This is a genomic window from Gluconacetobacter diazotrophicus PA1 5 (assembly GCF_000021325.1).
Classification (GTDB): domain Bacteria; phylum Pseudomonadota; class Alphaproteobacteria; order Acetobacterales; family Acetobacteraceae; genus Gluconacetobacter; species Gluconacetobacter diazotrophicus.
On the sequence record NC_011365.1, the window covers coordinates 2,445,396 to 2,470,198 of the forward strand.

Here is a 24,803-nt window from a genome sequence, read left to right on the forward strand (position 1 = left end):
GCCAATCCCGGGGCGGTTCAGTCAGCGATCACTGCCCGGCACAGGGCCCGCGGACTGCCTGGCCTCCAAATGAATCCGAACAAGGAGAAGAGGTCGTTTTGTCGAAAGCCGAATATTCGTCCGGTCCTGCACTGTTGTCCCTGGCGTGCGGGGCATTCGCGATCGGGGTGACCGAGTTTACACCCATGGGGTTGCTGCCCGTCCTGGCTGACGGGGTCCATGTCAGCGTGCCCAAGGCAGGCAGCCTGATCAGTGCCTATGCCTTCGGCGTGATGGGGGGCGCGCCTTTCGTCACCCTGCTGCTGGCGCGCTATCCGCGCAAATATGCGCTGATCGGGCTGATGATCCTGTATGTAATCGGAAATCTGACGTCGGCGGCCAGTGCCGACTATGCGCAGTTGCTGTTGTCGCGGATCCTGACCAGCATGGCGCACGGGGCGTTCTTCGGGTTGGGGGCCGTGGAGGCGGCAAGCCTGGTCGCGGCCAATCGCCGGGCCAGTGCGGTGGCCAGCATGTTCATGGGGCTGACCGTCGCCAATATCTTCGGCGTGCCGGCGGCGACGTGGCTGGGCGATACGTTGGGCTGGCGCAGCGCGTTCGCCGCCATTTCGGTGCTGGGGGCGATCGCGGTGGCGGCCCTGTCCCTCGCCCTTCCATTGGCCGAGGCCGGCCCCAGGCCGGACGCAGCGGCCGAGATGAAGGCCATCATGCGCCCGAATGTGTTGATGGCACTGGGCGTCACGGTGATTGGCGCCGGGGCGATGTTCGAACTCTACACCTATATCGTGCCGATGCTGGAGCATATCACCCGGGCGGGGCCGGTCCTGACGACCCTGGCGCTGATGCTGATCGGCGTCGGCTTCAGCATCGGAAACGTCATCGGCGGCCGTGCGGCGGACCGGTCGCTGGCCGGGACATTGCTGACGTGCTTCCCGATCCTCGGCGTGATCATGCTGGTCTTTCCCTTCGCGGCCCAGACGCCAGCCGGTGCGCTGATCGGGGTGCTGCTATGGGGGACCGCCAGTTTTTCCCTGATGCCGGCCTTGCAGATGCGGACCATGCAGGCGGCGCACGATGCGCCGGGCCTGGCGTCGTCGGTCAATATCGGCGCGTTCAATCTGGGCAATGCCCTGGGGGCGGCCTTGGGCGGAACGGTTCTGTCCCTGGGGTTCGGATATCCGATGGTTTCGGCTGCGGGACTGGGAATCAGCCTGCTTGGTGTGGTGCTGGTTCTGCTGTCCCGTGCGGGGCGTCTGTCGCCGCAGGCCGGATAAGGCGTCCGGAGGTCAGCAAGTGGCTTCTTCTTCTTCAGAAAAAGAGGCCACGTCCTTCACCGCCACACGCACCCGAAATTCCCCCGGAACGGGTGATGCAATGTCCAGCCGCGCGCCCATCTGGCCCGCGATGCTGGCCACGATGGCCAGGCCCAGCCCGCTGCCGTCCGCCCCGCTGCCGCCGCGCACGAACGGTTCCGTCAGGTGCCCCAGGATATCGGGCGGCAGGGGCGCGCAGTCGTTGATAATCTCGACCACGCCCCCACGGGTCAGCATGACGGTGATGGGGGTGCCGGGCGTGCCGTGATGGGCGGCGTTTTCGATCAGGTTGCGGAACAGGATGCCCGCCGCGTCCATGTCGCCGCGCACGAACAGCGCCTCTATCCCGTCGCAGGTCACGATGACCTCGCGAAAGGCGGGGGGCATGTCCTGGAATTCCTCGGCCAGGATCTGCAACACCGCGACAAGGTCGAACCGGTCGTCGGCCATCGCCGCGCCCGACGAGGCGCGCGAGAGCTGCAGCAGCTTTTCCGTCATCCGGCCCAGCCGGCGGATCTGCGCGATCATGGCGGCGGCGCGGGCGGGGGCCTCGGGTTCGTGCAACTGCTCGCGCAGCATCTGCGCCTGCCCCAGCAGGGCGCCGATCGGGTTGCGCAGTTCGTGCGCCGCGTTGGCCGCGAACGCGCGTTCCGACGACAGCGCCTTCTTCAGCCGGTCCAGCAGCGAATTGACCGCCGCATGGATGGCCGACAGTTCGCCGGGCAGGTCAAGCGCTGGAATGGGCGCCAGGTTGCCGCCGCCGCGCACGCGGATTTCGGCCTGCAGGTCGGTCAGCGGGCGCAGGGCGCGACGCACCACCCAGCGCACCAGCAGCCACACGCAGGGCAGGAACACCACCATCGGCAGGACCGAAATCAGCGTCGCCCGCCGCACGGCCTCGCGCCGGTGGAAGGTCGGCTCGCCCACCAGGATGGTATGCCCGCCATCCGACGATTTCACGACATAGACGCGAAAGCGCGGCCGGTCATAGAAACCGGGCCGCAGCGACGGCACGAACACCGAAGCCGGCGCGTTCTGCGACCGCAGCACCAGATGCCCGTCCGCGGCCGCGATCTGGTAGGCCAGGGTGCGCGGCCCGACCTGGGGCAGCAGGGCCACGTCGCCGGCTGTGCCGCCATGCGGGCGGGGGGCCACGGCGGCAATGACGAATTCCAGCCGCTCGGCCACTTCCTGAAGGGAATTGTCCAGCCGTTCCGTGACCTCGTAGCGCGTGAAGCCGGCGACCAGCACGCTCAGCAGCATCAGGCAGCCCAGAACGACCACCAGCACCCCGGCCATGATGCGGGTGGCCAGGCTCCATCGTCCTCCGGTGGGGCGTCCCCCGGCGGGGCGCGTCACGCGCCGTCCTCGCGCGCCAGGCGATAGCCACGTCCGCGCACCGTCCGGATCAGCCCGGCCCCGACCTTCTTGCGCACGCGGCTGATGAAGACCTCGATCGCGTTGCTCTCGATTTCCTCGCCCAGGCCGTAGAGCGCGTCCTCGATCTGCTCGCGCGAGCAGATCGCGCCGGCGCGGCGGGCCAGCAGTTCGATCACCGCCCATTCGCGCGCCGTCAGGTCCACTTCCGCGCCCAGGCGGGACAGGCGGCGGCGGGACAGGTCGATCTCGACCTCGCCCAGCGCCAGGCGATTATCGACCAGCGCGACATAGCGGCGCGACACGGCATCCAGCCGCGCCAGCAATTCGTCGAAATCGTAGGGTTTGACGATATAATCGTCCGCCCCGTCCGACAGGCCGGCGATGCGGTCGCTGATCTGGTCCTGCGCGGTGGTGATCAGGATCGCCATCGCGGACCCGTTCCCCCCCAGGCCGTTTCCCCCATGACCATTTCGGCGGATCTCGCGTAGCAGGTCGCGGCCGCTGCCGTCGGGCAGGCCCAGATCCAGCAGCAGGACGTCATAGGATGCGGCGGCCAGGGCGGCACGGGCATCGCCCAGCGTGGTGAACCAGTCGGCGGCATGCCTGGCCCGGCGCAGCCGTTCCTGCACGGCCGATCCCAGCGGGGCTTCGTCCTCGATGATCAGGATTCGCACCGGTCATTCCGCTCCCGCATGACGCGCGCATAAAGCGACGGCAGCACCAGCAAAGTCAGCAACGTGGACGATACCAGTCCCCCGATCACCACGGTGGCCAGCGGCCGTTCGACCTCGGCCCCGGCACTGGTGGAAAACGCCATGGGAAAGAAGCCCAGGCTGGCCACCAGCGCGGTGGCGATCACCGGCCGGAACCGCTCTTCCGCCGCTTCGAACGCCGCGCGGGCCACGTCCATTCCCGTGCGGCGCAGATGCTGGATGGCGCTGACCAGCACCACGCCGTTCAGGATCGCGACGCCGAACAGGGCGATGAAGCCGATCCCGGCCGAAATGCTGAACGGCAGGCCGCGCACCGTCAAGGCGATGATTCCCCCCGTGGCCGCCATCGGCAGGTTGACGAACACCAGCATTGCCGCCCGCACCGACCCCAGGGCCACCACCAGCAGCGCGAAGATCAGCGCCAGCGCGATCGGCACCACGATATCCAGCCGCGCCATGGCGGATTGCAGGTTGCGGAACTGCCCTTCCCACGTCAGGCGATAACCGGGGGGCAGGTGGATCTTCGCCGCCACCGCCGCCTGCGCCGCCGCGACGTAGGAACTCAGGTCCCGCCCGCGCACGTTGGCCTGCACGATCAGCCGGCGCTGGATCCGGTCGCGGCTGATGCGCGGCGGTCCGTCCACGACGGAAATCGTCGCCACCTGCGACAGCAGTACCGTTCCCCTGCCGTCGGCGCGGCGCACGCGCAGGCGCGCGATCTGCCCGCGTGACGCCGCCTGGGCGGGGTCGAAGCGGACCTGGGTGTTCATCACCGCGTTCTCGACGATGACGGGGCGGCCGATATGGCCGCCCACGGCCTCGACCGTGTCCAGGATGTCGGCCATCGGCACGCCCAGCCGCGCCGCGCGGTCGCGGTCGACATCGACATGGATGAAGGGCAGCGTGCCGTCGCCCTGCGGGGCCACGTCGGCGGCGCCGGGCACGCCCTTCAGCACCGCCGCCACCTGGTCGCCCAGACGGGACAGCATGTCCAGGTCGGGACCGTAGATCGACACCGCGATTTCGCTGCGCACGCCGGACAGCAGGTCGTCCATGCGCATCTGCACCGGCTGGCTCCAGGAAAACTGCGCGTCGGGCAGTTGCGCGCGCAGGGTGGCGTCGATGGCGGTGACCAGCCCCTCCTGCGTGTGGGCGGTGCGCCAGTGCGACGGGTCCTTCAGGAACACGAAGCTGTCGGTCTCGTTCACCCCCATCGGGTCGGTGGGAATCGCCGAGGTGCCGGTATTGCTGACGACGGTGGCGACCTCGGGGAAGCCCATCAGGATCTGCTCCTCCTTCCGCACCGACTGCAGCACGGTGGGTAGCGACGCACTGGGCAGGCGCGTGCTGGTGACGACCAGCGCACCTTCGCCAAGCTGGGGGATGAACTCCCCGCCCAGCCGCGTGGCCAGGAAGACCGAGACAAGGAAGATCGCGGCCGTCGCGCCGAACAGCCGGCCGGGATGGGTCTCGCCCCACAGCACCATCGGGCCGTAGCCGCGGCGCAGGGCCGCGACCAGGCGCGTGTCGCCGTGCGCGGGGGCCCGGCGCAGCGCCAGCGCCGCGATCACCGGCACGCAGACCACGCAGTACGCCAGCGAGGCCAGAAGCGCCATGATGACGGTCTGGGCCATCGGCCGGAACATCTTGCCCTCGATTCCCTGCAACGTCAGGATCGGCAGATAGACCATGACGATGACCAGGATGGCGAAGGTCACGGGCCGGATTACCTGCATGACCGAGGACACGACCAACGTCCGCAGGTCCTCCGTCTCGCCCCTCTGGCGGTGGGCCATCAGGTTTTCGACCACCACCAGCGAACTGTCCACGATCATCCCGAAATCGATCGCGCCCAGGCTCAGCAGGTTGGCCGATATGCCGAACTGCCGCATGCCCGCCATGGCGCAGACCAGCGCGAAGGGAATGACCGAGGCAATGACCAGCGACGCCCGCCAGTCCCCGATCACCACGACCAGGACCAGGACCACCAGCGCCGCGCCGATCAGCAGGTTCTCGCGCACCGTGGCGATGGTGCGGTTGGTCAGGTCGGACCGGCTGTAATACGGGTCCAGCGTGACCCCGGCGGGCAGGGTGCGCCGGATGCCCGGCAGCGCCGCGCGGATCGCGGCCAGGGTCGCATCCGAACTGGCGCCCATGCGCATCAGCACCACGCCGTTGACGATCTCGCCATCCCCGTCGCGCGTGACCGCCCCCAGGCGGGTGCGCGGGCCCATCGATACCGCGCCCACGTCACGCAGGCGGATGGCCGTGCCGTCCGGGTTCAGCCGCACCGGCAGGGCGGCGAAATCGTCCAGGCCGCGCACCAGCCCCCGCCCGACGACGATCTGCTGTTCCGCGTGGTGTTCGATCCAGCCGCCGCCCGATGCCGCGTTGTTGCCGTCCACGGCGCGATAGACGTCGCTGACCGACACGCCGTAGGCGACCAGCCGCGCCTGGTCCAGCGCGACCTGATAGGTCTCCTCGGCCCCGCCATTGACGTTCACGTCCACCACGCCGGGGACCAGCTTCAGTTGCGGCACCACGGTCCAGGTCATCAGCCGGTTCAGGTCCATCAGGGACGGGCGCGCCCCCCCGTTGCGGACCTGCCCCCTGATTTCGATCTGCATGATCTCGCCCATGCCGGTGGCCAGCGGCCCCATGTTGACCGACAGGCCGGGCACGGCGATCAGCGACCGGGCCTGCTGGATGCGTTCGTTGACGCGGGTGCGGTCCAGGTCGATGTCGGTGTCGTCGTCGAACTGGACGTAGACCACCGACACGCCGGAACGCGAAACCGAACGCAGGTCGTTCATGCCCGGAATGCCGGCCATGCTGGTCTCGATGGGAAAGGTGATCAGCCGCTCCACTTCCTCGGTTGCCAGGCCCGGGGCGGTGACCGACACCAGGACCTGCCGGGGCGAAATGTCGGGCACCGATTCCACCGGCAGGCCGATGACCGCGGCGATGGCCGCCAGCATGATCGCCAGCGCACCCTCCAGGACGACGAAGCGGTTCGCCTGCAGAAACGTCAGGACGGCGTGCATGTCAGTCCCCGCCCAGGCCGGCCAGCAGCAGGATGGATTTCAGCGCGAAACTGCCCTGGGCCGCGACCGGCTGGCCCGCCGACAGGCCCGACAGGATGACCGTGCCGCCGCCGCTCTCCAGCCCCACCGTGACCGGAACGGGGCGGAAGATCGTGGCCCCGGCGCTGTCGGTCCCGGCGCGGACGAACACCACGTCGCGGCCCTCGACCTGCTGCACGGCCTCGGACGGGACGACGATGCCCGTGGCGCGGTCGTCGGTTTCCAGTTCGGCCTCCAGCATCATGCCGGGGCGCAGCGCGCCGTCCGGGTTGGGCACGGCGCTGATCACGCGCACCAGTCCGGTCGCGGGTGACGCCATGCCGTCGATCGTGCCGATCCGCGACGCCAGGCGCCGCGTGCCCAGGATGGTGGTCTGCGCGCCACCCTGCACCAGCCGCGCCGCGTCCTGCGGCGGCACGTCGGACACGATCCAGACCCGGGACAGATCGACCAGCATGGCCGCGGTCTGGCCCGCATTGATGTCGCCCCCGACCGCGACGCCGACCGATTGCACCGTGCCCTCGACCGGCGCCAGCAGGGACGATGTCTCGTCCTCGCCCTGGCCGCTGCGCTCGGTGACGGAGTTGAATTCCTCGTGGAAGCGATGGGTCATGGTGCCGACATCGGCCTGCCGCGCCAGGACGGTGTTCCGGGCCTCCTGCAACACCGCCAGGCGCCGGCGGGTCTCGCCTTCCGATACGGTGCTGCCGGACAGGTCCCGCGCGCGGCGCCAGGCGACATAGGCCTCGTCGCGCGCGGCCAGGGCGGCATCCAGCGCCGCGCGCATCTGCACCGCCTGCAGGCGCGCGACATGCAGCGAATGATCCAGGTAGTCGACCAGCACGGCATCGCGGGCGACATGCTGGCCCGCCATCACATGGACCCGCAGCACCTTGCCCGATCCCACGGGCTGGATCGGCACCACCCGGCTTTCGTCCGGCACCACCCGGGCCAGCGCCGGCAGCACGCGCGACAGGGTCCCGGCCCGGGCGGCCACCACCACCAGCCCCTCGTTACGCTGGGCTTCCGCCCCCATCGTCACCGGGGACAGGCCGCCGGGCGCGTCCGCATGGGCCGGGCCACACAGGACGGCCAGCAGCAGGAACAGCGGGCAGGCCCATTTCATGGTGTCATGCCCGATGCAATCGCGGCCCGCACGATGGCGGCGTGCCACCCGACATCGGCCGCGTTCAGGGACAGGATGGCGTTATAGGCGGCCTGCCGCGCGCGCAATGCCTCGATCAGGGTCGTTTCTCCTACCTGCCAGGACCGTTCCATCTCATCGGCGCGCCGGTTCAGCGCGCCGGCCGATGCCCGGGCGCTGTTCAGGGTCGTGCCGGCGGCGTCCAGCCGGGCGCGCACCTGCGCCAGTTCCACCCGCACCATGCGCCGCGCCTGCACGTCCTGGCTGTTGGCCGCCGCCAGCTTGTTCCGGGCGTCGGCCATCATCGGCACGCTGCGGGCCTCGCTGGGCAGCGGAACGGTAATGTTGACGCCCACCCGGTTGTCCCACGGGCTGCCGTACTGGCCTTCATGGATCGCGCCGACGCCGATCTCGGGATTGGGCATGAAGGACGCCCGGGCCAGCCGCACCCCTTCCTCGGCCGCCATCACGCCCCGGCGGGCGGCGCGCACGCGCGGATCGTTGTCCTCGATCAACTGGGGGGTATCCAGGCGCGTGCGGGCCAGGAAGCGTGCGTCATAGGACAGGATATCGGGCAGGCCGGGGCGGCCCAGCAAGGTTGTCAGCGCCGCTTCGGCGGCATCGACCTGTTCCTGCGCCAGCCCGATTTCGGTCCGGGACGCGGCCAGTTCGGCGTCGGCGGCCTGCTGGTCGGCCCGGGGGGATTCCCCGCCCCGCGCCGCCCGGCCCACGGCGGCGTCGATCCGCTGCATGATGCCCAGCATGGACAGCGCCAGGGCATGGCGCCGCTGGGCGATCACCAGCGTGCCGGTCGCCTCCAGCACCCGCACCGCCACCGCCATGTGCTCGACATTCAGCCGCTCCTGGATGGTGGCGGATTCGGCCTGCGCCACCCGCGTGGTCGCGGTGCCCTGCCCGGGCAGCCACAGCGGGACCGACACGGTGCCCTGATAGGTCGTGTAGCCGATATTGCTGCCGATGAAATGATCGTCGAAATACTGCGCCGACACGACGGGGCCACCGGGAAACCAGGATTTCGCGGCATCGGCCCGCGCATCGGCGGACTCGCGGTTCGTGCTCAGTTCCACCCGGACCGGATCGGCCGTCCAGGCGGCGGTGACCGCGTCATGAAAGGACAGCCCGCCCGCCCGCGCGGCCGGCGCCGTCCCGATGGCGGCGGCCAGGGCGGCGGCCACGATGACGGTCCGCCTGCCGGCGGCGCGGCGCGCGGCACCGCGTCCCGGGTGGTCGTGGCCTTGGCAAGCGCTGTCCATGCATCCGTCCGCACGATCCGGACGGCCCGATGCCATCCCTGCCGGACAGGCGATCTAGCACACGAAGCTGACAGGACCCTGAACGACCCCCGGACGGGGGCAGGGCAGGGGGTAGAAATTCGCATCATGCCCGCTGACTTTCGCGGGTTTTTGGCCTATGTCTCCGCCCATGACCGACACACCGCTCTCGCTGATCCGCAATTTCTCGATCATCGCCCATATCGACCACGGCAAGTCGACGCTGGCCGACCGGCTGATCCAGGCCTGCGGCGCGCTGACGGCGCGCGAGATGACGAACCAGGTCCTGGACAACATGGAGCTGGAGCGCGAGCGCGGCATCACCATCAAGGCGCAGACGGTGCGCCTGTCCTACCCGGCCAAGGACGGCAAGACCTATGTCCTGAACCTGATGGACACGCCGGGCCACGTCGATTTCGCGTACGAGGTCAGCCGGTCGCTGGCGGCGTGCGAGGGATCGCTGCTGGTCGTCGATGCCTCCCAGGGGGTCGAGGCGCAGACGCTGGCCAACGTCTACCAGGCCATCGACGCGAACCACGAGATCGTGCCGGTGCTGAACAAGGTGGACCTGCCCGCCGCCGAGCCCGAGCGGGTCAAGGCGCAGATCGAGGAAGTGATCGGCATTCCGGCCGACGACGCGGTCGAAATCTCGGCCAAGACCGGCCTGAACATCGAAGGCGTGCTGGAAGCCCTGGTGACGCGCCTGCCGCCGCCGGTCGGTGACGAGAGCAAGCCGCTGCAGGCGCTGCTGGTCGATAGCTGGTACGACCCGTACCTGGGCGTGATCATCCTGGTGCGCATCAAGGAAGGGCGCCTGCGCAAGGGCTCGCGCATCCGCATGATGTCCAACGGGGCGGTCTATCACGTCGATCAGGTGGGCGTGTTCGCGCCGCGCATGGTCCCGGTGGACGATCTGGGCCCGGGCGAGATGGGCTATATCAACGCGGCGATCAAGACGGTGGCCGACTGCAATGTCGGCGACACGATCACCGACGACCGCCACCCGGCCGAACGCGCGCTGGCCGGCTTCAAGCCGTCGATCCCGGTGGTGTGGTGCGGCCTGTACCCGATCGACGCCGACGATTTCGAAAAGCTGCGCGACAGCCTGTCGAAGCTGCGGCTGAACGACGCCTCGTTCCATTACGAGGCCGAGACCTCGGCCGCGCTGGGCTTCGGCTTCCGCTGCGGCTTCCTGGGGCTGCTGCACCTGGAAATCATCCAGGAACGGCTCAGCCGCGAATTCAACCTGGACCTGATCGCGACCGCGCCGTCGGTGGTCTATCGTCTCTACCGCACCAATGGCGGGATGGAGGAACTGCACAACCCCGCCGACATGCCCGACGGCTCGGTGGTGGAAAAGATCGAGGAACCGTGGATCACGGCGACGATCATGGTGCCGGACGACTATCTGGGCGCGGTGCTGACCCTGTGCTCCGAACGGCGCGGCATCCAGAAGGACCTGACCTATGTCGGGACCCGGGCGATGGCGGTCTATCGCCTGCCGCTGAACGAGGTGGTGTTCGATTTCTACGACCGGCTGAAATCGGTCTCGCGCGGTTATGCCAGCTTCGACTACCAGATGGACGGGTACGAGGAGAGCGACCTGGTCCGGATCTCGATCCTGGTGAACCAGGAACCGGTGGACGCGCTGGCCTTCATCGCCCACCGCTCGGCGGCCGAAAGCCGGGGCCGGTCGATCTGCGCCAAGCTGAAGGAACTGATCCCCCGCCAGTTGTTCAAGATCGCGATCCAGGCCGCCATCGGCAGCCGCGTGATCGCGCGCGAGACGATCGGCGCACTGTCCAAGGATGTCACCGCCAAATGCTATGGCGGCGACATCTCGCGCAAGCGCAAGCTTCTGGAAAAGCAGAAGGAAGGCAAGAAGCGCATGCGCCAGTTCGGCAAGGTCGAAATCCCGCAGAGCGCCTTCCTGGCTGCGCTGAAGATGGACCACTGACCCGCCCCACCCGTCCCGGAACCAGGACTCGGCGCCACCCGTATTCCCCCTTGCGCCACCCGGAAATGCTGGTATGTTCCGCGCCCAGACGACGCCCCTGCCCAACAGGGGCCACTCGTCCCTGCGCCGGAGAGATGGCCGAGCGGCTTAAGGCGCACGCTTGGAAAGCGTGTGTGCGTTAATAGCGTACCGTGGGTTCGAATCCCACTCTCTCCGCCATTTACTGATGACCGCCAGCGTCAAGCATTGACACACCCCCCGGAGATCTGCGGTTTTTCTGTCACGTGTTGCGACACGGAATGACAGCGAGATACGGGGAATGACGCATATGGTGGGGGTAGTTCTGGGGGTAGCACGTGCTTGGCGGGGGTATCGTTGTTAAGCGATGCCGCGATACGGCGGGCCAAGCCGCAGGACAAGACCTATAAGCTGTCCGATTCTGGCGGCCTTTTCCTTTTGATTCAACCGAATGGCTCTCGCCTGTGGCGGCTGGGGGGCGGACGGCGCTGGTCCAGCGCCAGCAGGCGGTCATGACCCTCGGCCGGTCGTATGCGGTCGCGGGCAAGTTGGCCGTCGCTTACGAGCATAGCGCGGCCGCTGATCCCCCGCCCTGGGCGTGCGCGCCGACGGCACGAAGGAGGTCCTCGGCCTGTGGATCGAGCAGAACGAGGGCGCCAAATTCTGGCTCCGCGTCATGAACGAACTGCGCCATCGCGGCGTCGAGGATATCCTGCTGGCCGTGGTCGACGGGCTCAAGGGGTTCCCGGACGCCATCCGTGCCGTCTTCCCCGATGCCCTGGTGCAAACCTGCATCGTTCATCTGCTGCGTCATTCGCTGGATTTCGTCGCCTGGAAAGACCGTAAATCCGTGGCCACGGCATTGAAGGATATCTACCGGGCGGTGGATGCCGAAGCCGGAAAAGCGGCCCTCGCCGCCTTTGCCGAAAGCGCCTGGGGCCGGAAATACGCGGCGATCGTCCAGTCCTGGGAGCGGGCCTGGGAAGAGGTCATACCCTTCTATGCCTTTCCCGCCGAAGTCCGGAAATTGATCTACACCACCAATGCCATAGAGGCGCTGAACGCCAAACTGAGGCGGGCCGTCCGGGCCAGGGGGCATTTCCCCAATGACGACGCGGCCCTCAAGCTTCTCTTCCTGGCCTTGAACCGGGCCGAGAAAGAATGGACTATGCCGCCAAGGGAATGGTCCATGGCAAAAGCACAGTTCGCCATTCTCTTCGGTGACCGCTTCGCCCGCGCCACCGTCTGATCAACAACGTAAACAACGCCTCGCACACGAAATTCCTGACAGTCCCTCTCCGCCACGCCATACAAGGCTCTTAGCCGCAATATCGGATAGATATACCTTCCGTCAGGCGGCTGACCGCCGCGCGGCCATCGGCCATATGAACCACAGGCCGATCAGGACGAATATCGAGGCCACCGCCACGGTCAGGCCGATAGTGCGGGAACCGATGATGCGCGTGGCCACTACGTAGCTTTCCCCGGACAGGCCGAGGGCCAGCGGCACCAGCGCGGTTGCGGTCAGGCCCCCGCCGATGCGCAGAAGCCGTTCGGTGTTCTCGCCCGCCCAGACGATGCGGTGAAGCGCGGCCGGCATGATCAGCAGGATAACGGCCATCGCCACGCACAGCAGTGCCCCGCCGTGCACCAGGCGCGACGGGGCAGGAAGTTTCTCGAACGCGGTGGTCAGGACCATCGTGAGCTGGAACCCCAGAAGCGCCTGCGCGCCCGGCAGAATGACCCGTGCCTCGGTCAGCATCTGTTCGACCCGTGCATGCAGCGGGGCGACGTCGCACAGGTTCTGCTCCGCGCGTGCCGTCTGCCGTTCCGGGACACCGGTCCGTTGTCTCATCAGCATGCCTGCTCCGTACCAGCCGGCCAGGGCCGCGGCGGTCAGGCCCGTGCCGGCCATGATCCCTGTCCGGAGGCCGCCGCCCGTTATAGGGTCGGTCGCGATCGCGACATCCAGACCGAAGGCGGCGGCGAAGGGCAGCAGCGCCGCGGCGGCCAGGCGGCCGATCAGCATATGGATGCGCCCGGTGCTGCGGCCGTGCTCCGCGATGCGGTGAAACGCGGAAGGGGCGATCAGCAGGCCCACGGTGACCAGCATCAGGCCCAGCGCCCCGGTCGCCATGATACGCGCGGGCGGGGGCAACGTATCGAACCGCTCCTGAAAGGCCGCTTGGTATTGAAAGCCGAGAAGAATCTGTGCGCCCAGGATCAAGGTGCGCGCCTCATCCAGCGCCGTCTTCACCCGGTCGTGCAGTGCCATTTCAGGTCCTCGGCGGCCTGCCGGGTGCGACCCTCAGGTTTCTTCACCCGGCCGGTCCCGTTTCGATCGTCGGCCGGGATCTAGAAAGCGTCCCGCTGCCGACTGCCGATCGCGCCGGACACGCAGGAAATGAGGGCCCCGACAAGCATGGAAAAGAACGTATAGAGCGCGAAGGACGAGACGGCCTTCCGGGTGACATCGGCAATATGCCTGGCCTTTGCGACGGCGTCCTTTTCGCTGGCAATCGCCTGGTCCAGCCGTTTTCCCGCGTCCTCGGGCGAAATGCCCGTGCGGGCGGCGATCATCTGAACCAGATAATCGTGATCTGCCGGCGTGACGTCGCCGGTGGCGGCGGTGGCCAGGATCCGTCCCGCCTCGGATTTCACGTCCTGGCTGGAAGAGGACGTATTCGGCTGGGACGTGCGAAACAGGGTATCAAGCATGTAGTCGCTCGGATTCGAGGCCGCATGGGCGATCGCACCGGCGCCCAGGCTGCCCGCCGTCTGCGTGGCGGTCTTTCCCACGGACCATGCGCTGGAACCCACCAGTCCGACGATCAGCACGGCGGCGACCGCCCAGGCGACGAAACCGGCCGCCGTGTCGCGAAAGGTGACCTCGTGACGATGAACGTCGCCCAGGGCGGGGCGCAGCCGACCGGCAAGATATCCCCCGAAGAACGAGGACACCCACTGCACGACGATCAGCCAGATGGCGGTCACCACGGTAAACGTCATGCCGGACGGGTTGTTTCCGGAAACAGGCGAAACCCACGCCAGGCCCAGACCCGAGCCAAGTGATAGAAGCATGATGGCCACTGCCGTTGCGACGATGGCCCCCGCGAGAACGGCTGCCCACGATATCCCCGCACGCGGTGATACTGCAGCCACATCATCCCTTGCGATGGGCATGGCGGATTCTTTCAATGATAAAAGAGAAGAAGAAGAATGATGAGCGGAATGGGAACGCCCAGCAGCCAGAGCAGAATTGGCATGGTATGATCCTTCTGTGAGGATTGTGCCAACGTGCCATCTTCTTCGAAGTTCAGTGAAAAATCCTGCCATTCATGAAAAGGCCTCCGCCGGACGCCGATGCGTCATGGGGGGCCGTCGAAGCCATAGTTGCCCTTGGCACTGGGGCCGACATCGCCGTACCCGTGGCCACGGAATTTCTGCGTGCCGCGATCACCGTAATTGGGCCCGCAGGCCGCCAGCAGAAGCATGCCGGCCAGGGCCAGCACCGAAACCGTCTTCCCTGTATTGGTCGTCATCGACATATCCTTTCGCACCGGCGGTGCGCCCACCACAGAGGCGGGCACATCCGGGCCGGGCGCGGTCTGGTTTCGAGGGTTTTTGACCCGGCCGTTATTGCGGGCTGTTATCGGGTTTCAGGATCGGGGGTGTCAGCATCCGATCCGCCTCATGCTCGCCCCGGGACACGTTCAGGGATGAAGGCGACGGGGGTGTTTTCGTGTGTGGAAGGTTGTCCCCCTGCTTCGAGCCAGCGGGCGGCGTGCCGGGTTTGTGCGTGTGGGTCCTGGAAGGCTGGGAGGATGGGCTTTGGTTATTCGTGCTGGACGGGGAGGTCGGGGCGGGCTGACCCCACGCCGCACCGCTACCCGCGACCAGGGCAACTGAAAGGGGGACGAACAGAAACGCACGCATGGCTGTTCTCTTTACCTGTGTTCGAACAGAGGGTCAGCCGATGTTAACTCCCCGCGGCGCGATGGGTTCACGTTTCCGACAACATTTTCGTGATTTCATGCGTCCATCGTGCGAAAACTGCGCGATATGGACAGGATATTCTCAAATAATATCCTCGCCGGAGTTGCGCGCGGCGGTGTCACATCTGACCCGTGCCGCGGAACAGCAGGAACAGCGCAACGATGATCAGGATGATCGGCAACAGGCCCAGCCCGTTGAAGCGCCCGCCCTGCCCGCCACCATACCAGCCCGAGCGAATACCGTAGCCGCCGCCCCCGATGGCGAAGATGATGAGGATGATCACGAGAAGGGTCAGCATCGGACAACTCCGCAGGAGGGAATCCCGTTAACACTTTATGGTTCGGATTGGATGCGCCGGCGGCGCCGGTTACAGCGCGTGCGCCGCCGGCGTGTCCGCGAACAGCGTGATCATGGCCGAACAGAACGCCTTCAGGTCACCGGGATTGCGTGACGTGACCAGCGTTCCGTCCGTGACGACCGTCTCGTTCACCCATTGGGCGCCCGCATTGGTCAGGTCGGTCCGCAGGGACGGCCATGACGTCATGCGGTGGCCCGCCACGCCGCCTGCGTCGATCAGCGTCCATGGTCCGTGGCATATGGCGGCCATGGGCTTGCCGGACTCCACGAATTCCCGCACGAAGCGCACGGATTCCGCATCGATGCGCAGATGATCCGGATTCGTGGTGCCCCCCGGCAGGACCAGCCCGTCGAATTCCGACGCCGCCGCCTGGGCGACCGGGCGATCGACGTCATAGTGGCCAGCCGGATTGACATCCTCCTTCATGGCCTGGATCCGTCCGGTCTTCGGCGACACCAGGACGGTACGCGCCCCCGCATCGCGCAGCGCCTCGACCGGTTGCGTCAGTTCGACTTCTTCGACGCCGTCCGTGGCCAGTACGGCAATCGTTCTGCCATCCAACATTCCCATTGTCGTGGTCCTTCCTTGATCGGTTCGGTGGGACTTTCACGCCCCGCCCGGCCTGACTGGTGTCAGCGCCTCTCTCGGGGGCCATGTTCCCTCACATCGGTGTGAGAGCGGCACCGATGAAGAGGCGAGGGCCCGCACCGTTCCGAAGAGTACCCCGCACATTCCGGGATAGTGCCGATCATCCTGGCCTGGCCGTTCCGTAGGCCGCGGATCCCCCTCGGGACCGTTCCCCTGGCTGCGCCGTCTGTAATGATGCGATCAAAGCCGGACAAGGTCCTTCTCTTCCTGTCGCTCGTCTCCGAAAAAACAAGAAAATACCGGAGGACGTCATGCTCGCAAGGCAACGCTGGCTGATCTGCAGTCTTCTTTTTGCCGCCACGACCATCAACTATGTGGATCGTCAGGTCCTGAGCCTGCTGAAGCCGCTTCTGGAGAAAACATTCGACTGGACCGAGAAGGATTACAGTTATCTGGTGATTGCCTTCCAGGCCTGCTACATGCTCGGGTTCCTGTCTTTCGGCAAACTGGTCGACAGGATCGGGACACGTCTGGGCTATGCGGTCTGCATGGTGGTGTGGAGCGTGGCCTCGATCGGGCATGCCCTGGTCGGCGGAACGGTCAGCTTCGCGGCGGTACGCGGGCTTCTGGGATTTGGTGAATCCGGAAATTTTCCCTCGGCGCTGAAGGCGATTTCGGAATGGTTTCCCGCACGCGAGCGGACCCTGGCGGTGGGTATCGTGACGGCGGGGACCAGCATCGGGGCGATCATGGCGCCGGCGACGGTGCCCTGGCTGGCGGTGACGTGGGGCTGGAAGGCGACGTTCATTATCACCGGCCTGTCCGGGTTCGTCTGGCTGGCGGTCTGGCTTTGTCTCTATCGCATTCCCGAGGAGAAGGCGTCCCTCTCGCCGGAGGAACTGCGTTATATCCGCCAGGATACGAAACCGGACGCAATGCCGGTATTCGCGGGGCGGTGGATCGACCTGCTCCGGATGAAGGTGACGTGGGCGTTCGCAATCGGAAAGTTCATGACGGACCCGATCTGGTTCTTCATCCTGTTCTGGCTGCCGTCCTATTTTTCCGACCGGTATCACCTCAACCTGCAGCATCTGGGGCTGCCGCTGATGGCCGTTTACCTGTCGACCTCGGTGGGCAGCGTCGGGGGGGGATGGCTGTCGTCCTTTCTGGTCCACAAGGGCTGGTCGGTGGCCCACGCCCGGCGGGCGGTCATGCTGCTGACGGCCCTGCTGGTCGTGCCGCTGGCATTTTCCGCGCAGGTCGGGGCGATGTGGCTGATGATCGGGCTCCTGAGCCTGGCCGCGGCGGCGCATCAGGGATGGTCGGCGAATATCTATTCCCTGCCGGCGGACCATTTCCCCAAGGAGATCATTGCCTCGGTCCAGGGCATCGGCGGCATGGCGGGGTCGATCGGCGGGATGCTGTTCCCGCTGGGGGTCGGTGTCCTGCTCGATCATTACCGGCACCTGCACAGGATCGAGGAAGGCTATGACATCCTGTTCGTCGTCTGCGGCGGTGCGTATCTGACGGCCTGGTGCATCATCCAGGTCCTGACCCGTGATCCGCCCAGGGGCCGGGTTCTGCCCGAACCCGGCAAGGGCCAGTCCCCGCCGTCCCCTTATGTCGGCGCGATCTGAATCTTGAGCACCTCCGGCCGGTCCCTGATCGTGTCGAAGGTCTGCTGGATATCGGCCAGCGGCACGACGGTGCCGATGAAGGGCGCCACGCGGAACCGGTCATGTACCAGAAGCGTCAGCGCGTCATGGACATCCTGCCCCATGCCGGCCACAGATCCGGCCATCGACGTTTCCTTCAGGATCATGTCGACGATGCCCACGGGCACGGTGGCGTCCGGCCCGGTCAGGCCGAACGCCGCCACATGGCCGCCCGGGCGGATCAGGTCGAACGCACGCGCATACAGTGCCGGCACGCCCACGCTTTCGATCACGATATCGGCGCCGCGGCCGCCGGTATGGGCGCGCACGATGTCCTGCATCCGGTCGGGATCGGTCACCACCACGTCGGCCCCGGCCTCCGCCGCCAGCCGCGCGCGCTCGGGCGACAGTTCGACGACGATGATCGGCGCGGCCCCGGCCAGCCGCATCATCTGGACGTGCAGGTTGCCGATCGGCCCGGCCCCCAGGATCACGACCGACTGCCCGAAGGTCGCGCCCGCCTTGCGCGCGGCGCGCACGACACAGGAAACGGGTTCGGTCAGGGCCAGGATTTCAGCCGCCACGCCGGCCGGCGCCGGGACGATCTGCCGCGCCGGAATCGCGACATATTCGGCGAAGGCGCCGTCACGATGGATGCCGACCTGCCACGCCGCCCGGCAATTGAGCACCTCGTTGCGCCGGCAGTAGAAGCAGTGGCCGCATCCCACATTGATGTCGGCCACGACCCGTTGTCCCGGCTCCAGGCCGGTGACGCGCTCGCCCATCCGCGCGATCGTCCCCGTGAATTCGTGACCGGGGACCAGCGGCAGCCGGTCGGCCGCGTAGTGGCCTGCGAAAATATGCAGGTCGGTGCCGCATATACCGCAGCGATCGACCTTGACCAGCACGTCGTCGGGGCCGACCGGGGGAAGCAGCACGGCCCTGACTTCGAACCTGTGGGGGGCGACCAGGACGGCCGCGCGCATCGTATCCATGATATCCTTCGTCACCTATTTGACGACGCGCATCTTCGACCGGTCGATGGTGGTCGCGATGGCGGTGATCAGCACAAGACCGAAGAAAATCTGCTGTCCCGTCGCGGGAATGTTCAGATAGAGCATGCTGGCGCGTACCACCGCCACGATCAGCGCGCCGATCAGCGTGTTCAGCACGCCGCCCACGCCCTCGGTCAGTGGCGTGCCGCCCACCAGCACGGCCACGATCGCCGGCAGCAGAAACCCCTCCGCCAGGGTCGGCGATCCGCCCGACAGCCGGACCGAGAACATCACCCCGGCGATGGCGGCGAACATGCCGGACAGCGCGAAGGCCAGGATCTTGTAGCGGCCGACGCGGATGCCCGACGCGACCGCCACCGGTTCGGCCGTGCCGATCGCCTTGAAGATACGCCCCGCCGTCATCCGCGTCTGGACGAACCAGGCGATGGCGCCAGGGACGAGGGCGACCAGCAATTCGTGCGGCACGCCCGCGCTGCGCCCCACCATCCAGCCGAAGGCATGGCGGCGCATTTCGGCATCCATGTGCAGCGCCCGCTGGCCCGAGGCGAACTGGGCCACCGACAGGGCGATGCCGCCCACCGCCAGTGTCGAAATGAAGGACGGCACCAGCGCCACGACGCTGATTCTGGCGGATATCCTGCAGCAGGCGGGCCTGCCGGCCGGGGTCTATAACGTCGTGACCGGCGCGGGCCGCGTGATCGGCCAGGCGCTGGCCGAACATCCGGATGTGGACATGCTGTCCTTCACGGGCTCGACCGCCGTCGGACGTACCTGCGTGCAGGCGTCGGCGGCCAGCAACCTGAAGAAGCTGGGGCTGGAACTGGGGGGCAAGAACCCCATCGTCGTCTTTGCCGATTCCAACCTGGACGATGCGGCGGGCGGCGCGGCCTTCGGCATCAGCTTCAACACCGGGCAGTGCTGCGTCTCCTCCAGTCGCCTGATCGTCGAACGGTCGGTCGCCCCGGAATTCGAACGCATCCTGGCCCGGAAGATGGCGCAGATCCGGGTCGGCGACCCGCTCGATCCGCGCACGCAGGTCGGTGCCATCACGACCGCCGCGCAGAACGATACCATCCTGGGCTATATCGAAAAAGGCAAGCAGGAAGGGGCGAAGATCGTGTACGGCGGGGGGCCGCTCGATCTGGGACGCGGGCAGTTCATCCAGCCGACGCTGTTCTCGGGCGTCGCGCCGTCCATGTCGATCGCCCGCGATGAAATTTTCGGGCCCGTCCTGTCATCCTTCCATTTCGACACCATCGAGGAAGCTATCACGCTGGCCAACGACACGGTCTACGGGCTGGCCGCCTCGGTCTGGACCAGCAACCTGAACAAGGCCCTGACGGTCACGCGCCGCGTGCGGGCCGGCCGGTTCTGGGTCAACACCATCATGGCGGGCGGCCCGGAAACGCCGGCCGGCGGCTTCAAGCAGTCGGGCTGGGGGCGCGAGACCGGCGTCCTGGGGGTCGAGGAATATACGCAGGTCAAGGCCGTCCACGTGGATATCGGCCCGCGCGCGCACTGGATCGAATCATGACCGAAAGCTGTGACTATCTCGTCATCGGCGGGGGGTCGGCGGGCTGCGTCATGGCGGCGCTGCTGTCGGAAAATCCGGCGGCGCGCGTATGCATGATCGAGGCCGGCGGCCCCGATACCAATCCCCTGATCCACATCCCGATCGGCTTCGCCAAGATGACGACGGGACCGCTGACCTGGGGGCTGGCCACTGCGCCGCAGAAGCACGCCAACAATCGTGAAATCCCTTATGTGCAGGCCAAGGTCCTGGGCGGTGGGTCCTCGATCAATGCCGAAGTCTTCACGCGCGGCGTTCCGTCGGATTATGACCGCTGGGTGGAGGAAGGCGCCGAGGGCTGGGCCTTCAAGGACATCCAGAAATACCTGATCCGGTCCGAGGGCAATACGGCGCTGTCGGGCGAATGGCATGGCACGAACGGCCCGCTGGGCGTGTCCAACCCGACCTCGCCCAATCCGCTCAGCCTCGCCTTCGTGCAGAGCTGCCAGGAATACGGCATTCCGTACAATCCCGACTTCAACGGCCCCAGGCAGGAAGGGGCCGGATTCTACCAGTTGACGGTCCGCAACAGCCGGCGCTGCTCGGCGGCGGTCGGCTATCTGCGTCCGGCGCGCAAGCGCGCCAACCTGCATGTCATCACCAGGGCGCAGGTCCTGCGCATCGCCTTCGAGGGCAAGCGCGCGAAGGGCGTCGTCTATGCGGTGGATGGCCAGGTCCGGGAAGTGCGGGCGGAACAGGAAGTCATCGTCACCTCCGGCGCCATCGGCACGCCGAAACTGCTGATGCTGTCGGGCATCGGGCCGGCCGCGCACCTGCAGGCCCATGACGTTCCGGTGGTGCATGACCTGCCGGGCGTCGGCCAGAACCTGCAGGACCATTTCGGCGTGGATATCGTCGCCGAACTGAAAGATCACGAAAGCTACAACCGGTACAACAAATATCACTGGGCGGCGTGGGCCGGCCTGCAATACGCGCTGTTCCGCTCGGGTCCGCTGGCGTCCAACGTCGTGGAAGGCGGCGCGTTCTGGTATGCGGACCGCAACGCGCGCACGCCCGACCTGCAATTCCACTTCCTGGCCGGCGCGGGGGCGGAAGCCGGGGTGGTCTCGGTGCCGAAGGGCGCGTCCGGCATTACCCTCAACAGCTACACGCTGCGCCCGAAATCGCGTGGCACGGTCACGCTGCGGTCGTCCGACCCCCGGGACAACCCGATCGTCGATCCGAACTTCCTGGCCGACCCCGACGACCTGCGCATCTCGGCCGAAGGCGTGAAGATCAGCGTGGAGATGTTCCGCCAACCGTCGCTGCAGAAATACATCAAGTCGATCAACCTGTTCGACGAGATCCGGCCGACGGCCCGCACCTACGAGGACTACACCCGGCAGAACGGCCGGACATCCTATCACCCCACCTGCACCTGCAAGATGGGCAAGGACCCGATGGCGGTGGTCGATTCGCAGCTTCGCATCCACGGGCTGGACGGCATCCGCATCTGCGACAGCTCGGTCATGCCGTCGCTGATCGGATCGAATACCAACGCGCCGACGATCATGATCGCCGAGCGCGCCGCCGACCTGATCCGGGGCAATGCCTAGGCTCGGTCGGGTCCGGTAAAGTATCTAACCAGATAGTTTTCAAGAGAGACGCACCATGTCGAAAGTCAAGCAGGCCGCGGACGTCGCAACGCTGATCAGGGACGGCGCCGTGATCGCGGTCAATTCGTCCAGCGGGCTCTGCTGCCCGGATGCGGTGCTGGCCGCGATCGGCGCGCAGTACCGCGATCATGGCACGCCCCGGAACGTCACCATGATCCATCCCATCGCGGCGGGCGACATGTTCGGCACCAAGGGCGTCGATCACCTGGCCCAGCCCGGCCTGATCGCGACCATCATCGGCGGGTCCTATCCGTCCGGTCCGTCCAGCGCGGAACCGCCGGTGATCCGCCAGATGATCGCCCGCAACGAGGTCGCGGCCTATAACGTGCCCAGCGGCATCATCTTCGACCTGCTGCGCGAGGGCGCGGCCAGGCGTCCCGGCGTGATGACGCAGGTCGGCATGGATACGTTCGTCGATCCGGACCAGGAGGGCTGCGCGATGAACGACGCGGCGCGCGAGAAGCCGATCGTGCGCCGTATTGCCTTCGAAGGCGAGGACTGGCTGTATTTCCAGGCCATCCATCCCGACGTCGCGGTGATCCGTGCCAGCACCGCCGACGAACGCGGCAACCTGACCTTTGAAAACGAGGGCGCCTATCTGGGTGCGATGGAACTGGCCCTTGCGGCGCACAACAATGGCGGCATGGTGATCGCGCAGGTCAAGCGCGTGGCCCAGTCCGGCACGCTCAAGCCGCACGACGTGCGTGTGCCCGGCATCCTGGTCGATTACGTGATCGAGGCGCCGGACCAGTTGCAGACCACGGCCACCCCGTACGATCCGGCGATTTCCGGCGAAATCTTCCGCCCGCTCGACAGTTTCGAACTGCCGCCCTTCGACGTCGCGAAGGTCATGGCGCGCCGCGTCGCCTGCGAACTGCAAACCGGGTGGGCGGTGAATATCGGCTTCGGCATCTGCGCCGTCGTTCCGCGCGTGCTGCTGGAACAGGGCCGCCACGGCGACGTGACATGGGTCATCGAACAGGGCGCCGTGGGCGGCGTGCCCCTGCTGGACTTCAAGTTCGGATGCTCGTCCAATGCCGAGGCCTTCGTCGCCTCGCCGCACCAGTTCACCTATTTCCAGGCCGGGGGGTTCGATGTCTCGCTGCTGTCCTTCCTGCAGATCGATCGCCATGGCTCGGTCAATGTCTCGAAACTCTCGGCCCGGCCGCACGTGACGGCGGGGTCGGGCGGCTTCGTCGACATCACCTCGCGCGCACGCCGCATCATCTTCACCGGCTATTTCAACGCCGGGGCCAGACTGAGTATCGCCGACGGCAAGGTCTCCATCGACCGCGAGGGAAAGATCGCGAAGATCGTCGAAAAGCTGGAGCAGGTCTCCTTCTCCGGAAAACGCGCCATCGCGCAGGGGCAGGAGGTGATGTACGTCACCGAACGCTGCGTGATGAAGCTGACGCCGGACGGGCTGATGGTCACGGAAATCGCGCCCGGCATCGATCTGCAGACGCAGATCCTCGACCAGGCGGAAATCCCGCTGCTGGTCGCGCCCGACCTGCGCGTGATGGACGCGGCGCTGTTCCGGCCCGACGGCAAGGCGCCGGTGTCCGAACCCGCCAAGCAGGCCGCCGCCTGAACCCGAGGACCGCCCCCGCCGGATGCCCGGCCGGGGCATCTGGCGCGGAGCTATATAAATATCCTGTTACTTCATGAAAAATGATAGGTCTTATGCATCCAGGGTCGGACAACCCGCGATACTGTGGGCGGAATTTTTTGCTCCCGAAAGGAATGCATGGTGCTGATGGAAGGCTGTGTCCCGAGGTGTGGTGTAGGAGCGAGTCTGGCTGCTGAGGCGGCCATCGCCGGTCTTTGATAGGGTTCGGGTGCGAACTGAACCTGAAGGACCTGACGATGACCGACGAGAAGATGGCGCTGCTGGAGCTTGTGGAGCAAGCGTCGGATGGCGATTTTGTTCGTGAGATGCTGGCGTTCGCTGCCGATCGGATGATGGAGATGGAGGTTGAGGCCGGGACCGGTGCGCCGCTTGGCGCGCGTTCGGCCTCCCGCTCGACCCAACGCAACGGCTACCGCGCTCGGAACTGGGACACCCGGGCGGGCACGGTGGAGCTTGCGATCCCGAAGCTACGCAAGGGCAGCTATTTCCCGACCTTCCTGGAGCCGCGGAAAACGGCGGAAAAGGCACTGCTGGCGGTCATCCAGGAAGCCTACGTCCAGGGTATTTCCACGCGATCGGTCGATGATCTCGTCCGCGCGATGGGCGCCGGGGGCATCTCCAAAAGCCAGGTCAGTCGTCTGGTGGGCGAGATCGACGAACGGGTCAACAGCTTCCTGTCTCGGCCGATCGAGGGCGAATGGCCGTATCTCTGGATCGACGCCACCTATCTGAAACTGCGCCAGGGTGGCCGGATTGTCTCGATTGCCGTGATAATCGCCGTGGGCGTAAATACGGACGGCCGTCGTGAGGTGCTCGGCGTGGCGACGGGACCGTCCGAAGCGGAAGCGTTCTGGACGGATTTCCTGCGCTCCCTGGCCGATCGCGGCCTGCGCGGCGTGAAGTTGGTGGTGGCCGACGCGCATGCCGGACTGCGGGCCGCGGCCGGTCGCGTGTTCAATGCGACCCTGCAACGCTGCCGGGTGCACTGGCTGCGCAATGCGCTCGCCCATGCCCATGCGAAGCAGCGTCCTGCCATCTCGGCCCTGTTGCGCACGATCTTCACGCAGGAAACCGCCGAGGATGCGTCACGCCAATGGCGGCACGTCACCGACAAGCTGCGCGAAGGCTTTCCGAAGCTGGCCGAATTCATGAAGCGGACGGAAGTGGACGTGCTTGCCTACATGGGCTTTCCTCGGGAGCATTGGACGCAAATCTCGTCGACGAACCCGATCGAGCGGGTGAACAGGGAGATCAAGCGTCGCTGCGACGTCATCGGCATTTTCCCCAACGATGCCGCCATTATCCGCCTCGTCGGCGCGCTGATGCTCGAACAGAACGACGAGTGGGCGGTCTGCCGACGTTACATGACGCTGGAAGGACTGGCCGCCATCAGCCATAATCCCACAATCAGCCTGCCCGCCGTGGCCGCCTGATAACCTCGAACCCTTCGAGGAACGGTGCTCCTACACCACAC

The 24,803-nt window shown here is 66.7% G+C and carries 20 protein-coding genes, 1 tRNA gene and 1 pseudogene; 10 read left to right on the forward strand and 12 right to left on the reverse strand.

What is annotated here, in order from left to right; genetic code table 11:
* Positions 1–185 precede the first annotated feature (185 nt).
* On the forward strand, positions 186–1,274 hold the full coding sequence (locus GDIA_RS11120) for an MFS transporter (RefSeq protein ID WP_231854244.1): 1,089 nt from the start codon (positions 186–188) through the stop codon (positions 1,272–1,274).
* A 12-nt stretch (positions 1,275–1,286) separates the two neighbouring features.
* Here GDIA_RS11120 and GDIA_RS11125 read toward each other — a convergent pair whose 3' ends face one another.
* The 5 genes from GDIA_RS11125 to GDIA_RS11145 are packed head-to-tail and all read right to left on the reverse strand — an operon-like array spanning position 1,287 to position 8,907.
* Positions 1,287–2,672 carry a sensor histidine kinase gene (locus GDIA_RS11125; protein ID WP_012224875.1) on the reverse strand — a complete coding sequence of 462 codons (1,386 nt, stop codon included), beginning with the start codon at positions 2,670–2,672 and terminating at the stop codon, positions 1,287–1,289.
* Complete coding sequence (locus GDIA_RS11130) at positions 2,669–3,367, reverse strand: winged helix-turn-helix domain-containing protein (protein WP_012554198.1); 699 nt, start codon at positions 3,365–3,367, stop codon at positions 2,669–2,671. Before GDIA_RS11130 ends, GDIA_RS11125 begins: the two co-directional genes overlap by 4 nt.
* Positions 3,355–6,450: an efflux RND transporter permease subunit gene (locus tag GDIA_RS11135; protein WP_012224882.1), complete on the reverse strand. Its 3,096-nt coding sequence runs from the start codon at positions 6,448–6,450 to the stop codon at positions 3,355–3,357. Before GDIA_RS11135 ends, GDIA_RS11130 begins: the two co-directional genes overlap by 13 nt.
* Position 6,451: 1 nt before the next feature.
* Complete coding sequence (locus tag GDIA_RS11140; protein WP_012224885.1) at positions 6,452–7,615, reverse strand: efflux RND transporter periplasmic adaptor subunit; 1,164 nt, start codon at positions 7,613–7,615, stop codon at positions 6,452–6,454.
* Positions 7,612–8,907 carry a TolC family protein gene (locus GDIA_RS11145; RefSeq protein ID WP_012554199.1) on the reverse strand — a complete coding sequence of 432 codons (1,296 nt, stop codon included), beginning with the start codon at positions 8,905–8,907 and terminating at the stop codon, positions 7,612–7,614. Before GDIA_RS11145 ends, GDIA_RS11140 begins: the two co-directional genes overlap by 4 nt.
* Positions 8,908–9,076: 169 nt before the next feature.
* On the opposite strand from GDIA_RS11145, the gene lepA reads away from it, so the two are divergent.
* The 4 genes and pseudogenes from lepA to GDIA_RS11160 all read left to right on the forward strand — a co-directional run.
* Positions 9,077–10,882, forward strand: a complete 1,806-nt coding sequence (lepA, locus tag GDIA_RS11150; RefSeq protein ID WP_012224887.1) for a translation elongation factor 4 — start codon at positions 9,077–9,079, stop codon at positions 10,880–10,882.
* Positions 10,883–11,010: 128 nt separating this feature from the next.
* Positions 11,011–11,101, forward strand: a tRNA-Ser gene (locus tag GDIA_RS11155).
* Positions 11,102–11,257: 156 nt separating this feature from the next.
* The gene (locus GDIA_RS19905) at positions 11,258–11,416 is read left to right on the forward strand and encodes an Arm DNA-binding domain-containing protein (RefSeq protein ID WP_407635490.1); all 159 of its coding nucleotides are present in this window, start codon (positions 11,258–11,260) and stop codon (positions 11,414–11,416) included.
* 73 nt (positions 11,417–11,489) lie between these two features.
* A pseudogene (locus GDIA_RS11160) lies at positions 11,490–12,149 on the forward strand (IS256 family transposase); the annotation flags it as partial.
* 102 nt (positions 12,150–12,251) lie between these two features.
* Here GDIA_RS11160 and GDIA_RS11165 read toward each other — a convergent pair.
* The 5 genes from GDIA_RS11165 to GDIA_RS11185 form a co-directional block, all read right to left on the reverse strand.
* On the reverse strand, positions 12,252–13,175 hold the full coding sequence (locus GDIA_RS11165) for a DUF6328 family protein (protein ID WP_012224891.1): 924 nt from the start codon (positions 13,173–13,175) through the stop codon (positions 12,252–12,254).
* An 80-nt stretch (positions 13,176–13,255) separates the two neighbouring features.
* Positions 13,256–13,909 carry a hypothetical protein gene (locus tag GDIA_RS11170; RefSeq protein ID WP_012554200.1) on the reverse strand — a complete coding sequence of 218 codons (654 nt, stop codon included), beginning with the start codon at positions 13,907–13,909 and terminating at the stop codon, positions 13,256–13,258.
* Between the two features lie 359 nt (positions 13,910–14,268).
* On the reverse strand, positions 14,269–14,442 hold the full coding sequence (locus GDIA_RS11175; RefSeq protein WP_012554201.1) for a hypothetical protein: 174 nt from the start codon (positions 14,440–14,442) through the stop codon (positions 14,269–14,271).
* 572 nt (positions 14,443–15,014) lie between these two features.
* A complete protein-coding gene (locus GDIA_RS11180) occupies positions 15,015–15,194 on the reverse strand; it encodes a hypothetical protein (protein WP_012224897.1) in 180 nt (59 codons plus the stop codon).
* A gap of 69 nt (positions 15,195–15,263) precedes the next feature.
* Positions 15,264–15,824: a type 1 glutamine amidotransferase domain-containing protein gene (locus tag GDIA_RS11185; RefSeq protein ID WP_012224898.1), complete on the reverse strand. Its 561-nt coding sequence runs from the start codon at positions 15,822–15,824 to the stop codon at positions 15,264–15,266.
* Between the two features lie 329 nt (positions 15,825–16,153).
* Here GDIA_RS11185 and GDIA_RS11190 point away from each other — a divergent pair, with 329 nt between their 5' ends.
* The gene (locus tag GDIA_RS11190) at positions 16,154–17,479 is read left to right on the forward strand and encodes an MFS transporter (RefSeq protein ID WP_012224900.1); all 1,326 of its coding nucleotides are present in this window, start codon (positions 16,154–16,156) and stop codon (positions 17,477–17,479) included.
* Here GDIA_RS11190 and GDIA_RS11195 read toward each other — a convergent pair.
* Positions 17,461–18,492 carry a zinc-dependent alcohol dehydrogenase gene (locus tag GDIA_RS11195; RefSeq protein ID WP_012554202.1) on the reverse strand — a complete coding sequence of 344 codons (1,032 nt, stop codon included), beginning with the start codon at positions 18,490–18,492 and terminating at the stop codon, positions 17,461–17,463. The two genes, GDIA_RS11190 and GDIA_RS11195, sit on opposite strands and share 19 nt — an antisense overlap.
* Positions 18,493–18,507: 15 nt before the next feature.
* Complete coding sequence (locus GDIA_RS19535) at positions 18,508–19,128, reverse strand: ABC transporter permease (protein WP_012224902.1); 621 nt, start codon at positions 19,126–19,128, stop codon at positions 18,508–18,510.
* Between GDIA_RS19535 and GDIA_RS11205 the strand changes: the two genes are divergently transcribed.
* The 4 genes from GDIA_RS11205 (at position 19,082) to GDIA_RS11220 (ending at position 24,762) form a co-directional block, all read left to right on the forward strand.
* Positions 19,082–20,047 (forward strand): aldehyde dehydrogenase family protein, encoded by a 966-nt coding sequence (locus tag GDIA_RS11205; RefSeq protein ID WP_231854245.1) that lies wholly within the window; start codon positions 19,082–19,084, stop codon positions 20,045–20,047. The two genes, GDIA_RS19535 and GDIA_RS11205, sit on opposite strands and share 47 nt — an antisense overlap.
* Positions 20,044–21,639, forward strand: a complete 1,596-nt coding sequence (locus tag GDIA_RS11210) for a GMC family oxidoreductase (protein WP_012224905.1) — start codon at positions 20,044–20,046, stop codon at positions 21,637–21,639. Before GDIA_RS11205 ends, GDIA_RS11210 begins: the two co-directional genes overlap by 4 nt.
* A gap of 55 nt (positions 21,640–21,694) precedes the next feature.
* Positions 21,695–23,290 carry an acyl CoA:acetate/3-ketoacid CoA transferase gene (locus GDIA_RS11215; RefSeq protein WP_012224907.1) on the forward strand — a complete coding sequence of 532 codons (1,596 nt, stop codon included), beginning with the start codon at positions 21,695–21,697 and terminating at the stop codon, positions 23,288–23,290.
* A gap of 275 nt (positions 23,291–23,565) precedes the next feature.
* Positions 23,566–24,762, forward strand: coding sequence for an IS256-like element ISGdi8 family transposase (locus GDIA_RS11220; protein ID WP_012553962.1), 1,197 nt, complete (start codon positions 23,566–23,568; stop codon positions 24,760–24,762).
* Positions 24,763–24,803: the final 41 nt, after the last annotated feature.